Raw genomic sequence first — 13,161 nt, forward strand, 5'->3', positions numbered from 1 at the left:
CCATCCTTAAGCCGCTTCGCCGATGACATCGGCATAGCCGTTCTCTTCCAGCTGCCGCGCCAGCGTCTTGTCGCCGGATTTGATGACCTTGCCCTTGTAGAGCACATGCACGCTATCAGGCACGATATAATCGAGCAGACGCTGGTAGTGCGTGATGACGATGATGGAGCGGTCGGGCGAGCGAAGCGCGTTGACGCCTTCCGAAACAATCTTCAACGCGTCGATATCGAGGCCGGAATCGGTCTCGTCGAGGACGCAGAGCGAAGGCTCCAGCAGCTTCATCTGCAGGATTTCGGCACGCTTCTTCTCGCCGCCGGAGAAGCCGACATTGAGCGGGCGTTTCAGCATCGCCGGGTCCATCGACAGGAGAGCGGCGGCTTCCTTCACGCGCTTCATGAATTCCGGAATCTTCAATTCCTCTTCGCCGCGCGCCTTGCGCTGCGAATTCATGGCGACCTTCAGGAATTCCATTGTGGCGACGCCCGGTATCTCCATCGGATACTGGAAGGCGAGGAAGATGCCCTTCGCCGCGCGCTCCGCCGGGTCGAGGCCGAGGATCGACTCGCCATTGTAGAGAATGTCGCCTTCCGTCACCTCATAGTCCTCGCGACCGGCGAGGATATAGGAAAGCGTGGACTTGCCCGAGCCGTTCGGCCCCATGATCGCAGCGACTTCGCCGTCCTTCACCGTCAGGTTCAGGCCACGGATGATCTCGGTGCCGTCTTCGGCGATGCGGGCGTGCAGGTTCTTGATTTCAAGCATTTTCTGTTCTTTCAAAATCCGTGTTTATTCAGCCAGGTCGAGCCGCTTTTCGATACGGTCGAGGCGGACCTTCAGGCCGGCGACCTCGGCGTCGTGAAGAGTCTGGCCTCCAAGAAGGCCTGCCATATGCTGGCGAATGATGAGCATTTCCGAACGCATCCCGCTCATCTCTTCCTTCATTGAAGACATGTCGGCGCGAACAATGCGAAGATGTTCCAAAATGAGATTCTCGACCTTGTCATTCATCACCCCACGCTCCCCTCAAGCGAGATCCCGATCAGCTTCTGCGCCTCGACGGCGAATTCCATCGGCAACTCCTGGATGACTTCCTTGACGAAGCCGTTGACGATGAGCGCGATGGCCTCCTCCTCCGGAATGCCGCGCTGCATGACGTAGAACTTCGCGTCGTCGGAGATCTTGGAGGTCGTCGCCTCGTGCTCGATCTGGGCGGTCGAGTTCTTCGCCTCGATGTAAGGCACGGTATGCGCGCCGCAGTCGTTGCCGATCAGCAGCGAGTCGCAATTGGTGAAGTTGCGCGCGTTCGCCGCCTTGCGGTGGACGGAAACCTGGCCGCGATAGGTGTTGTTCGAATTCCCCGCCGAGATACCCTTGGAGATGATGCGGCTCGACGTGTTTTTGCCGAGATGAATCATCTTGGTACCGGAATCGATCTGCTGGTGTCCATTCGACACGGCGATCGAGTAGAACTCGCCGCGCGAGTTGTCGCCGCGCAGGATGCAGGACGGGTATTTCCAGGTAATGGCGGAGCCGGTTTCGACCTGCGTCCACGAAATCTTCGAGTTCTTGCCACGGCAATCGCCGCGCTTGGTGACGAAGTTGTAGATGCCGCCCTTGCCGTTCTTGTCGCCCGGATACCAGTTCTGGACGGTGGAATATTTGATCTCCGCATCATCGAGCGCGACCAGCTCGACCACGGCGGCGTGCAGCTGGTTCTCGTCGCGCTGCGGCGCGGTGCAGCCTTCGAGATAGGAGACGTATGCTCCCTCGTCGGCTATGATCAGCGTTCGCTCGAACTGGCCGGTGTTCTTCTCGTTGATGCGGAAATAGGTGGAAAGCTCCATCGGGCAGCGCACACCCTTCGGCACATAGACGAAGGAGCCGTCGGTGAAGACAGCGGAATTGAGCGTCGCGTAGAAATTGTCCGAGGTCGGCACCACCGAGCCCAGATATTTCTGCACCAGTTCCGGATGCTCGCGGATGGCTTCGGAAATCGAGCAGAAGATCACGCCGGCCTTCGCCAACTCCTTCTTGAAGGTGGTGACGACGGATATGCTGTCGAACACCGCATCGACGGCGACGCGGCCCGAATTATAGACGTTGTCCGAAGCCTCTTCCTCGTCCGAGGGCTCGCCCATTTTGCGCACGCCCGCCAGAATTTCCTGCTCTTTCAGCGGGATACCGAGCTTGGCATAGGTCGCAAGCAGCTCCGGATCGACCTCATCGAGGGATTTCGGGCCTGTCTGGTTCTTCGGCGCGGCGTAATAGTAGAGATCCTGAAAGTCGATTTTCGGATACTCGACGCGCGCCCAGACCGGCTCTTCGAGGGTCAGCCAGCGGCGATAGGCCTCCAGACGCCATTCCAGCATCCATTCCGGCTCGTTCTTCTTCGCCGAAATGAAGCGGATGATGTCTTCATTGAGGCCCTTGGGGGCCTTGTCGGTCTCGATAAAGGTCTCAAAACCGTACTTATACTGGTCCACATCGATATTGCGGACCTGTTCGATCGTCTCCTGCACGGCAGGCATTGGCGTTCTCCATCCAGGTCGGGGTCAAGGCCCGACAGTTCGAAACGTCAAGCAGCAATTTTGCTGCCCTATATGTAGTAGCGCTTTCACGCGTTTAAAACCGGATGTACCGGAATTTCAAGCAACCTCGCGCTGCTTTTTCCGCGCCATGATCGCGGTGAGCACATCGAGGAAGCGGTTGACCGCCTCCGCATCCGTTTCCGGCGCGGTCGATATGCGCAAGGCACCCATGTTTTCCGCATGTCCCATGGCTGTCAGCACATGGCTCGCCCCGACCTTGCCCGAAGAGCAGGCGGAACCGGCGGAAAGCGCTACACCCGCCAGATCGAAGGCGATTTGCGCGGTTTCGGCCTTCATATGCCCAAGCGAGAAAAAAATCGTGTTGGGCAGTCTCGGCGCATCTGCCCCGTGAATAATTGCATCGGGAGCAATGCGCCGGAGGCCGGATTCGATCATGTCCCTGATATCGGCAGGCCAGCCGCCATTCTCAAGCCGTTCCCGCGCGGCCTTCGCCGCAGCGCCGAAGCCGGCGATGAGAGCTAAGGATTCCGTGCCGCCGCGATGTCCCTTTTCCTGCCCGCCGCCCCGGATCAGTGCGCGCGGCATGACCAGATCGGAATGAGCGACGACGGCGCCGACGCCCTTGGGTCCGCCGATCTTGTGCGAGGAGAGAATCACATAATCGCCGCAAGCGTTTGTAATATCGAGAGGAATGCGCCCCGCCGCCTGCACCGCATCAACCACGAGAAGACCGCCCGCTGCCTTGACGATATCAGCGATATCCGCTGTCGGCTGGATAACACCGGTCTCGTTATTCGCCGCCTGCACGGCGACAAGCGGCAATCCTTCCGACTTGTCATGCGTTGCCAGCAGCTCTTCAAGCGCGGCGAGGTCCAGAAGACCATTGGTATCGACGGGTACGACATGAATATGCTCAGGTGGAAACTGCCCGCCCGCGAGAATGCAGGGGTGCTCCGTCGCCCCGACATAGAGCCGCGAAAGCCGCAGGGAAGCGCGGCCCATGGTGTAGTGTGGCGTCAGAAGCGTAGATGCGGCTTCCGTTGCGCCTGATGTAAAGACCACATGATCGGCCCGCGCGTTGACGAGCGCGGCGACATCCCGGCGCGCGGCTTCGACGAGTGCTCGCGCGGCGCGGCCTTCCGTATGGACGGAGGAAGGATTGCCTGTGAGGGAGAGCGCCGATACAATCGCATCGCGCGCATCGCCGATCAGCGGCGCGCTTGCGTTGTAGTCAAGATAGGTGCGGCTGGCGCTCATATCCCGCGACTCTTTCCTCATTTGCCTGTCGATGCGCCATATTGGCGCAATTTCCTTGAAATTCGAACCCGGAACAGCCTATTAAACCGCACCTACTGGACGCGCGTCCAGTTTTGAAGAGTTCTAAAGTCAAGTTTTATGAGCGATGCGCCGAGCCGTCAAGGCCGCAGCTTTAAGAATCGCCGATTTGGTAGTAGCCGCATGATCTTATCCGAAGAGTTGTAGACTTTTCGGGATCATGCTCTAGCGAGCGAGAGTGGAGTACACATGCCCGAAATCATTTTCAACGGACCAGCCGGACGTCTCGAAGGCCGCTATCAGCCGTCGAAGGAGAAAAACGCGCCGATCGCGATCATTCTTCATCCGCATCCGCAGTTCGGCGGCACGATGAACAACAAGATCGTCTACGATCTGTTCTACATGTTCCAGCAGCGCAATTTCACCACCCTGCGCTTCAATTTCCGTGGCATTGGCCGCAGCCAGGGCGAGTTCGACCATGGTTCGGGTGAATTGTCGGATGCCGCAGGCGCGCTCGACTGGGTTCAGTCGCTGCACCCGGATTCCAAGACGTGCTGGGTAGCCGGCTATTCCTTCGGCGCGTGGATCGGCATGCAGCTTCTGATGCGCCGCCCGGAAATCGAAGGCTTCATCTCGGTCGCGCCGCAGCCCAACACCTATGATTTCTCCTTCCTCGCGCCCTGCCCCTCCTCCGGCCTCATCATCCATGGAGATCAGGACAAGGTGGCACCGCCGAAGGATGTGCAAGGACTGGTCGACAAGCTGAAAACCCAGAAGGGCATCACCATCACACAAAAGACCATGCCCGGCGCCAACCACTTCTTCTCAGGCATGGGCGATGAGCTTATCGCCGAATGCGAGGATTATCTCGACCGGCGTTTGAATGGCGAGCTGGTGGAGACGAAGCTGAAGCGGTTGCGGTGATACCCCTCCTTCCGTCATCCTCGGGCTTGACCCGAGGATCCACGGCTAGGGGGCGCTGACTGCCCACCGAACCCCGACGCATCCAGAAAGCGGAAGCGATCAATCTTTCACGTAATGATTTTATGATCCCGTGGCGGATGATAGTCCCGTTCACGCCTCCTAGCCGTGGATCCTCGGGTCAAGCCCGAGGATGACGGAAGGAGGGGCTGCAAAGCGCGTTACGCCGGATAGGCCACCACACCCCCGCTCACCGGAACGTCACATCCTGTCGTCGCGGGCCAGGTGAGCGGCAGTCCCTCGGACGAGCGTACCGCAAGGTACGCCCAGGCCTCCGCCTCCATGGCGTCGCCATCCAATCCCAGCGCATCGGCGCTCAATACCTTCGCGCCCTCGCCCGCTGCCAACCCTTCCAACGCCTGCATGATGGCGGCGTTCTTGCGGCCGCCGCCGCTTACCACATAAGTTTTGGGTCGCTGTGGCAAATGCGAGGCTGATTTCAGAATCGCGGCGGCGCTGACGAAGGCGAGCGTCCGTGCGCCGTCGGCAAGCGATATCTGGCCTTTCTCCGGCGGCAGGAAATCGCCCCGGTCGAGCGAGCGGCGGACATTGCCGGTGAAGAACGAATGCGCGAGATAGCGGTGGGCGAGCGCATCATCCACAGTACCGCTTGCGGCAATCGCGCCATCGGCATCGAACGCGGCGCCTGTATGCGCCTCCACCCATTGGTCGATCAGCATGTTGCCCGGCCCGCTGTCGAAGGCCGCAAGCGTTCCGTCCGCGCCGACATAGGTGAGGTTGGAAATGCCGCCGATATTGACGAAGATGATGGGCGCTTCGCATTTTTCCCTAAGTCCCGAAGCGAGCGCGGCATGGTATGCAGGTATCAACGGCGCGCCCTGCCCGCCATGCGCCATGTCGTTGGCTCGCATGTCGTAGACGACCGGAATACCCGTTTCAGCGGCGAGCAATTGGCCGTCGCCGATCTGCATCGTCAGGCCATCATCCGGGCGGTGCAGCACCGTCTGGCCGTGAAAGCCGATAAGATCGACTTCCTTCCGGTCGATGCCATGGACATGCAGGAAATCATTGACGGCGATGGCGTGATGCAGCGTCAGGTCGCGTTCGAGCCGCGCGAGAATGCCGGGCCGCTCGTCACGCCCGCGGATGGCGCGGGCATCCGTCAGCCCCTGCTTCAGGCGGGCGCGGAAGCCGTCCGGATAAGCGATGCTCATCGATGGCCCGCGTTCGACGATGGAACGCCCGTCGGTCTGGACCAGCGCGATGTCGATGCCGTCCATCGATGTGCCGCTCATCAGCCCGATCGCCTGTTTTATATCCGTCACTTGCTTGCTTTCTTGTGATTCGACACGGAATGATGTTAAGCCCCTCGTCCATTCAGTACACTTCTCATGACAGACAGGAAAAGGGACGATGTCCGGCTTTAAATCCGATTTTCTTCGCACACTTTCCGAGCGCGGTTTCATTCATCAGGTCTCCGATGAAACCGGCCTCGACACGCTGTTCCAGAAGGAGATCGTCACCGGCTATATCGGCTTCGATCCCACCGCATCGAGCCTGCACGCGGGCAGCCTCATTCAGATCATGATGCTGCACTGGCTGCAACAGACCGGCCATCGCCCCATCGCGCTGATGGGTGGGGGCACCGGCATGGTCGGCGACCCGTCCTTCAAGGACGAGGCGCGCAAGCTGATGACGGAAGAGACCATCGCCGGCAATATCGAAAGCATCAAGCGCTGCTTTAGCCAGTATCTCACTTTCGGAGATGGCTTGAGGGACGCCGTCATGGTCAACAACGCCGATTGGCTGCGTGGCCTCAACTATCTTGAATTTCTGCGCGATGTCGGCCAGCATTTCTCGGTCAACCGGATGCTGTCTTTCGACTCGGTCAAGCTGCGGCTGGACCGCGAGCAGTCGCTGTCGTTCCTCGAATTCAACTACATGATCCTCCAGGCCTATGATTTCGTGGAGCTGCACAAGCGTTACGGCGTGACATTCCAGATGGGCGGTTCGGACCAGTGGGGCAATATCATCAACGGCATCGATCTCGGCCACCGGATGCTCGATGCCCAGTTCTATGCGCTGACCTCGCCGCTGCTCACCACCTCGTCGGGCGCCAAGATGGGCAAATCGGCCACGGGCGCGGTGTGGCTCAATGCCGACCTCGTCAGCCCCTATGCGTTCTGGCAGTACTGGCGCAACACCGAGGATGCCGATGTCGAGCGCTTCCTGAAGCTCTACACGACATTGCCGCTCGGCGAGATCACGCGGTTGGCGGCATTAGGCGGCTCGGAGATCAACGAGACGAAGAAGATCCTCGCCACAGAAGTGACGGCGCTGTTGCATGGGCGGAACGCCGCGGAAGAGGCGGCGGAGACGGCCCGCAAGACCTTCGAGGAAGGCGCGCTTGCCGAAAATCTTCCCTCCGTTGAAATTCCCCGCGACACGCTTCACGCCGGCATGGGTGTGCAAGCGCTGCTCGTCCAGGCGGGGCTTGCAGCCTCGAACGGCGAGGCCCGCCGTCACATCCAGGGCGGCGCGGTGCGGATCAATGACGAGCCGGTGAAGGATGAACGCGCGGTGGTGAGTGCGGATCAGCTGACCGGCGAAGGCGTGATCAAGCTATCGCTGGGGCGGAAGAAGCATATTCTGGTTCGGGCGGTTTAAAAATCCGCGCGCGCCCTCCTTCCCCCTTGCGGGGAGTGAGGAGCGTTCGGCCGCAGGCCGAGGAAAAGCCAACGATTTGGCTTTTCCAGCGACGAACGCGCGGAGCCATAGCGGAGCGCTGCCCGCGGAGCGGGCGGATGGGGGTGGAGGCGGTTATACTCTATCCTTCACCACCCCCACCCCGGACCTGCGGTCCGACCCTCCCCGCAAGGGGGAGGGAAAAAAGCCGTCACTGAAACTCGAAAATCGACCTGAAAATCCCAGGCGCCATGACCGAAATCGGGTTGACGATGATCTGCGGCTGCTTGGCATTGCCGGCGAGTTTGTAGGTGATGCCGATGAGCCCCCGGTCGCGCCCGTTGCCCAAGAGCGCGCCCAGAATCGGTAGTTCGCCGAACAGCCGGTTCAGCCCATAGGCCGGCATGAAAGTGCCCGTGATCGACATGTTGCCCTTTGAATCGTAAAGCATTCCTTGAAAGGTGGTTCCTATCAGCGGGCCACGAACGATGCCGCGTTTCAAAGCCACATAGCCCGGGCCTTTTTCGATCTGCGAATAACCACGATCGAAGTGAACACGTGATACGTCGATATCCTTGCGGACCGCCTCGCTCAGACTGGCGCCCCCGCTCTGAGGCGGGCTGGTAACGATCTTGGAGAGGCGCGGCTCGTCGACAATGGCGAAGTTCCGCGCATCGACCTGTCCCTGCATCGGACCGCCGCCTTGAGAAGTCAGGCTGATGCTGATCGTCCCGCCCTCCATCTTGTCGTAATAATCGAAGAAGCGCAGCACCGCCCCGGCATCAGACGACTGGAGTGAGACGGACTTGGCGGCGTTCTGGACATTGTTCGTCGCGGTAAACGCCTTTCCCGAGGCGGTCTTGGCATTGATGGACAGGCCGGAAACAGTCGAGCCGGCACCTTCATACGAGACGGATACATTCCGCAACGTCTCGGAATTGAAACCGATGACCTCATCCAGCTCGGCGTTGATCACGAGGCGGGTCTTGTCGCCGCCATCTTCGGCATCGCTCCCGGCAGAGGTCATCTGCTTCAATAGCGCGCGCGCATCGAAGGACTTCCCCTCGATATCGGCACGGTAACCGCCATTGATCCTGCTGATCCTGGCGGCCATGTTGTCGGTCCGGTTGAAGCGGATCTGCCTGAGTGTGGCTTGGCGAAGCGCGCCCTTGGCAAGCGATAGATCGCCTTCGACCCGGAAGGCATCGCCGGAAACCGTGAGATTTTTAATCTCGACGTCCTTGTCGGTCAAATCGTCGCCAATGAGCGTCATCGTTGCCTTGGCGGGCACACCGGCACCCTTCTTCCAGCCGATCCAGGGAATATCGATTGCAGTTCTGGTGAGATCGACACTCACAGGGCGCTCATTGCCCTTCGCCATACCAAGGTCCACAGCCATGGGACCGGAAAGGACGCCATTCAGCTCAGGTACTTCCTTTGCCCGAACCTTGTCGTCCATTTCAAGCGTCACCGTCTGTTGCCGCTTGACGGTAGAATCCTCGATAGGCTCCACCATCTCGACGGTTGCCGGAATGCCGTTCAGCTTGGCGTTTGCCTGAATTTGCGCCGCGCCTTGAGTGATCTTCAAGGTGCCCTTCGCGTCCGTTATCTGTTGGCCATCGATTGGCTTGAGGATATCGAGGTCTGAGAAATCGAGGTCGGCGTTCCATTTGAGGCTACCCTCGGGGGCGTTGCTGCTCACAGGAAACGTCACGAAAATACGGGACGAAACATTGCCGGATACTTCCTCCGGCGTGAAAGGGGCGTGTTTCAATGCGTCTATCGGCTTATCATTCGTGATTTCAGCGACTGCCGCCGCATCGCCTTTCACGGTGAGATCGAGGTCTGCCAGCACGGGCCGCTGCGGCCCCCAGGGAATAACGAGCGTACCGTTCGACACATCCACCTGGCGATTGCTGGGCGTATAGGCCGTGCCCTTCTCCAGCGTTATCGTAGTGTGCGATCCGCGAATGTTGACGCGGCCTGCGGCATCCCGCACCGCCGGAAGGTCCCCCACCACATCGAAACGCGTGTCGGACACGAAAAAATCGCCCTTGATCTCCTCCGGCGTTAGCGGCGCCGGCGCTCCGGGACCATTGAACCGCCCTGCGGGAAAAGCGATGTCGATCTGGCTATTCGTCAGCTTTCCGCCGTAGAGCTTATCGAGCACCCAGCGGCGCGCGCCGTCCGCCACATCGATGGGCCAAAGCTGCTTGGCCGCGGCCACCGGCATTTCGGGAATCCTCAGAAGAAAGATCATTTCCGGCGAGCCGTTTCCGAAGGTCATGCGCCCCTGCCCGTAGAGCTCGCCGCCAGCCGTCTTCACGCTCATCTCATTGAAATCGAGCTGGTTCCGGTCATTCAGATAACGCCCGGTAATTTGCGCGGCGAAGGGCAGCGGCTGCTCCGGCGAATCGCGTGGCGCCGAAACCGCGGAACTGGTGGCGATCTTGAAGCGATAGGCAGGTTCCGACGCAGCGCCCGGCGCCTGGTCAGATGGTTGATGACTGATGGCGCCGGTGAACTGCATCTCCATGCCGCCCAACGACAAGGCCGAAGACTGCAATTCCACCATACCGCTGCCGGCGGTCTGCCTGAAATTGAGGGCGGCGCGGGCCGGGATATCAGCCTCGCGGCCTAAATCCATGCTGCCATCCGTAACGTTCAGCCGCCCGTCTATCTCGGCCGGTTTATCCCCAACGGCGGCCTCGCCGCTTAATTCCAGATTTGCTTGCCCGGATAAGCGAAAATGCGCCGGGTTGGGCTTTCCGCCTGCCACCTCTTCCGTTATCTCCGGTGGAGAACCGATATTGAGCGGGATGCCGTCAAGCGTTGCCCGGAAAGCAGAAACCCTCCCTTGCTCGTCATGCTGCGCCGAGCCTGCCAGCGTGACCGTCTGCCCTTCCCAGCCGAACGTCCCTGCCAAGGCGATTTTCCCGTCCTTGTCCGTCAGGCTAGCCTGCCGGACATCGAGCGTCTTTTCCTTCCCCATCAACTTGAAATGGATGACGGTGTTCAGGACCAGGATCGAGCGTGTCGAACGTTTGTCGAGAGCTGCTACACGCCGCGCGATTTCCTCGAACAGCAATCGGGAAACTGCGTCGAAATCGATGAGTCCCTGCGAATTGCGGGGCAGATCTGCAAACAACCCTTGCGTTTCACCCGTATCCGATAAATCGATCTCCGCGCCGTCGATCTCGACCTGCGCTATGCTCACCTCTCCCTGAAGAAGCGCCAGCGGCGCCAGCCCCAGACGAACCGAGCGAATGCCCTTTACGGCAATGCCGTCCTCGGGGTTCGTAACGGAGACATCGTCCGCTTCAAGCGCGATATGATAATCCCGGTCGAGAGAAATACGGGCGCCCGCAAGCGAAGTGGCCGCCCCCTCGCCTGCTACTGTCTGTAAGGCCGCCCGCGCTTCCTGGGTGAGCCGCTCCCCGCTGATGCCGCTGCGCAGCAGAAAAAAACCCGCCGTGCCAACAAGGCCAAGAAGAATAAGGACCGATAACACGGAGCGGACAGCAAGGGAGACGAGCGAGCGCGGTCTGCGCGGACCGCGGACGGGAGGGGTTCGCTGCTTCCAAGCGGAAGGGTAGAGCTGCAACTCTTGTATATCGCGCTTTCGAAAGCGGATTTTTTTGGGTTTCGCAGTCAAATTCCCACGCTAAGAGTTAGAGTCTACCCCGCCGGGACGCCATGGACGATTCCCGCAAGCATCTTATAATTTACTATTTCGGAAGATAGGCTGTCGGCGCCCTGTCGCGTCGAATATCCATCCACCCATAGGCGCATCCACAAAAAGAAAGGCATTGATATGGCTTCCCCTGATATTGGCGACATCGCACCGGATTTTTCCCTCCCTCGCGACGGCGGCAACATGCTCTCCCTCACCGCGCTCCGGGGCAAGCCGGTCGTGCTTTATTTTTATCCCAAGGACGATACCAGCGGCTGCACGCAGGAAGCCATCGAATTCTCACGCCTCAAAGGCGATTTCGACAGGATCGGTGCCACCGTCATCGGCATGTCGCCGGACAGCGTGAAAAAGCACGACAAGTTCAAGATAAAGTACGAATTGAACATCGATCTCGTTGCGGATGAAGACAAGGCCGTGCTCCAGGCCTATGGCGTGTGGGTGGAAAAGAGCATGTACGGCCGCAAATATATGGGCGTCGAGCGCACGACGTTTCTGATCGGCCCCGACGGCAAAATTGCCCGCGTCTGGCATAAGGTAAAGGTGCCGGGACACGCCGCGGATGTATTGCAGGCAGCAGAAGCTCTGGCGGCGGAAAATGATGCAAGCCTTCATTAACCATAATCGGGTGTAATGGCTTATCCATTCACAATGCGATAGGCTTAAAGCTCCGTGACCGATCCGCGCCTCCCCATTTTCGGACAGCGAAAAGAGCCGCACACGATCATCATAGCGCGCGGCGATGCCATCAGCCACTTCGCCATTCGCCCATGGGTGCTCCTTGTCGGCGCGTCTGTCTGCGCGCTGGCCGCGATCGGCTATCTTCTGGCAACCTTCTACCTCGTGATTCGGGATGATCTGATCGGCGCGAACATCGCGCGTGAGGCCCGCGTGCAACAACTTTACGAGGACCGGATATCGGCGCTGCGGGTGCAGGTGGACAGGATCACCAGCCGGCAATTGCTCGACCAGCGGATGATGGAAGACAAGGTGGCCGAGCTGATCGAGCGGCAGAAGACGCTGAGCCGCCGCGACGGGCGGCTCGCACCCCTCCTGAAACGTGCGAGCGACGTCCCTCTTCCGAAAAAGCCCGAAACGGCGCCTGAGCAGCACACACAGCTTCTGCTCCTGAACGACGATCCCGCTGACGCCGCATTCATGGGCATCGATCCCATCATAACAGGGCCGGTTCCCGGCCGAGCGGCCCCGCAGAGAACGGAGGCCGATACGCTACGCCCTTCGGAGGGCCTTGCGGGGGAGTCTACGGCCGAGAAGGCCGAACAAATCTTCCACACCATCAACCGCTCGCTCCGCCAGATCGAGACGGCGCAAATCCACAAGGTGCGGAACCTGACCGAGAGCGCCTTCGAGACCGCCGATAACATCGCCGGCACGCTGAATGCCGCGGGGCTGAAGATTGAGGCGCAGGATGACAAGACCGGCATGGATGCAGGGATGGGCGGCCCGCTGATAGTGCCGGAGTCGCCATCGGAAAGCATCGAGAACTTCGACCTGCAATTGCAGGATCTCGATACCGCGCTGAACCGGCTCGACCGTCTCAAGAAAACGGTGCGCACCCTGCCGCTTGCCAATCCCGCGCCCGAAATGCCGGTGACGAGCCTTTTCGGCATGCGCCGCGACCCCCTGCTTGGAACGCCCGCCTTCCACGCCGGCATCGATTTTCGCGCTGAGAGCGGGCAGCGCGTGACGGCGACCGCCACCGGTATCGTCACCAAGGCGGGGCGCAATGGCGGCTATGGCAATATGGTGGAGATCGATCACGGCAATGGCTTTTCCAGCCGCTACGCCCATTTGAGCCGGGTTCTGGTGCGCGAGAGCCAGCGGGTGCCGTTCGGCGCCCCCATCGGCGAGGCCGGCAATACCGGGCGCTCGACCGGCACCCACCTCCATTACGAAATCCATCGCAACGGAACGGCAGTCAATCCGGCGAGTTTTTTGAAGACGGGGCGGCAGATCGAGCAGTTGCTTTAATCTCCTTGCCCTTGGTGGTAAACTTGG

Annotated in this window: 10 protein-coding genes; 4 read left to right on the plus strand and 6 right to left on the minus strand. The window is 60.1% G+C overall.

The features are described 5' to 3' along the window. Positions 1-6: 6 nt before the first annotated feature. From sufC to C7477_RS08750, 4 genes are all read right to left on the minus strand, one after another. Entirely contained in the window at positions 7-762 is a 756-nt protein-coding gene (gene sufC, locus C7477_RS08735) for a Fe-S cluster assembly ATPase SufC (RefSeq protein ID WP_110751152.1), read from the minus strand. A gap of 24 nt (positions 763-786) precedes the next feature. Next, the gene (locus C7477_RS08740; RefSeq protein ID WP_110751154.1) at positions 787-1,008 is read right to left on the minus strand and encodes a hypothetical protein; all 222 of its coding nucleotides are present in this window, start codon (positions 1,006-1,008) and stop codon (positions 787-789) included. Further along, positions 1,008-2,528, minus strand: a complete 1,521-nt coding sequence (gene sufB / locus C7477_RS08745; protein ID WP_110751156.1) for a Fe-S cluster assembly protein SufB — start codon at positions 2,526-2,528, stop codon at positions 1,008-1,010. Before sufB ends, C7477_RS08740 begins: the two co-directional genes overlap by 1 nt. Positions 2,529-2,645: 117 nt before the next feature. Then, positions 2,646-3,806 carry a cysteine desulfurase family protein gene (locus C7477_RS08750; RefSeq protein WP_110751158.1) on the minus strand — a complete coding sequence of 387 codons (1,161 nt, stop codon included), beginning with the start codon at positions 3,804-3,806 and terminating at the stop codon, positions 2,646-2,648. 267 nt (positions 3,807-4,073) lie between these two features. On the opposite strand from C7477_RS08750, the gene C7477_RS08755 reads away from it, so the two are divergent. After that, positions 4,074-4,748 carry an alpha/beta hydrolase gene (locus tag C7477_RS08755; RefSeq protein ID WP_110751160.1) on the plus strand — a complete coding sequence of 225 codons (675 nt, stop codon included), beginning with the start codon at positions 4,074-4,076 and terminating at the stop codon, positions 4,746-4,748. 218 nt (positions 4,749-4,966) lie between these two features. On the opposite strand, the gene C7477_RS08760 is transcribed toward C7477_RS08755, so the two are convergent. Next, positions 4,967-6,091 (minus strand): anhydro-N-acetylmuramic acid kinase, encoded by a 1,125-nt coding sequence (locus tag C7477_RS08760; protein ID WP_110751162.1) that lies wholly within the window; start codon positions 6,089-6,091, stop codon positions 4,967-4,969. A gap of 88 nt (positions 6,092-6,179) precedes the next feature. Between C7477_RS08760 and tyrS the strand changes: the two genes are divergently transcribed. Next, positions 6,180-7,433, plus strand: a complete 1,254-nt coding sequence (gene tyrS / locus C7477_RS08765) for a tyrosine--tRNA ligase (RefSeq protein ID WP_110751164.1) — start codon at positions 6,180-6,182, stop codon at positions 7,431-7,433. 229 nt (positions 7,434-7,662) lie between these two features. Here tyrS and C7477_RS08770 read toward each other — a convergent pair whose 3' ends face one another. Beyond that, entirely contained in the window at positions 7,663-10,962 is a 3,300-nt protein-coding gene (locus tag C7477_RS08770; RefSeq protein WP_245411782.1) for a YhdP family protein, read from the minus strand. A 303-nt stretch (positions 10,963-11,265) separates the two neighbouring features. Between C7477_RS08770 and C7477_RS08775 the strand changes: the two genes are divergently transcribed. After that, positions 11,266-11,760 (plus strand): peroxiredoxin, encoded by a 495-nt coding sequence (locus C7477_RS08775; protein WP_110751168.1) that lies wholly within the window; start codon positions 11,266-11,268, stop codon positions 11,758-11,760. 54 nt (positions 11,761-11,814) lie between these two features. Further along, positions 11,815-13,134, plus strand: a complete 1,320-nt coding sequence (locus C7477_RS08780; RefSeq protein ID WP_110751170.1) for a M23 family metallopeptidase — start codon at positions 11,815-11,817, stop codon at positions 13,132-13,134. Positions 13,135-13,161: the final 27 nt, after the last annotated feature.

Origin of the sequence: Paramesorhizobium leguminum (assembly GCF_003217235.1) — a bacterium.
Classification (GTDB): Bacteria; Pseudomonadota; Alphaproteobacteria; order Rhizobiales; family Rhizobiaceae; genus Paramesorhizobium; species Paramesorhizobium leguminum.

Bases quoted from the DNA above. Each gene is read 5' to 3' on its own strand.
- C7477_RS08750 (WP_110751158.1), bottom strand. From the start codon at position 3,806: ATGAGCGCCAGCCGCACCTATCTTGACTACAACGCAAGCGCGCCGCTG.
- C7477_RS08755 (WP_110751160.1), top strand. From the start codon at position 4,074: ATGCCCGAAATCATTTTCAACGGACCAGCCGGACGTCTCGAAGGCCGC.
- tyrS (WP_110751164.1), top strand. From the start codon at position 6,180: ATGTCCGGCTTTAAATCCGATTTTCTTCGCACACTTTCCGAGCGCGGT.
- C7477_RS08740 (WP_110751154.1), bottom strand. From the start codon at position 1,008: ATGAATGACAAGGTCGAGAATCTCATTTTGGAACATCTTCGCATTGTT.
- sufC (WP_110751152.1), bottom strand. From the start codon at position 762: ATGCTTGAAATCAAGAACCTGCACGCCCGCATCGCCGAAGACGGCACC.
- C7477_RS08775 (WP_110751168.1), top strand. From the start codon at position 11,266: ATGGCTTCCCCTGATATTGGCGACATCGCACCGGATTTTTCCCTCCCT.
- sufB (WP_110751156.1), bottom strand. From the start codon at position 2,528: ATGCCTGCCGTGCAGGAGACGATCGAACAGGTCCGCAATATCGATGTG.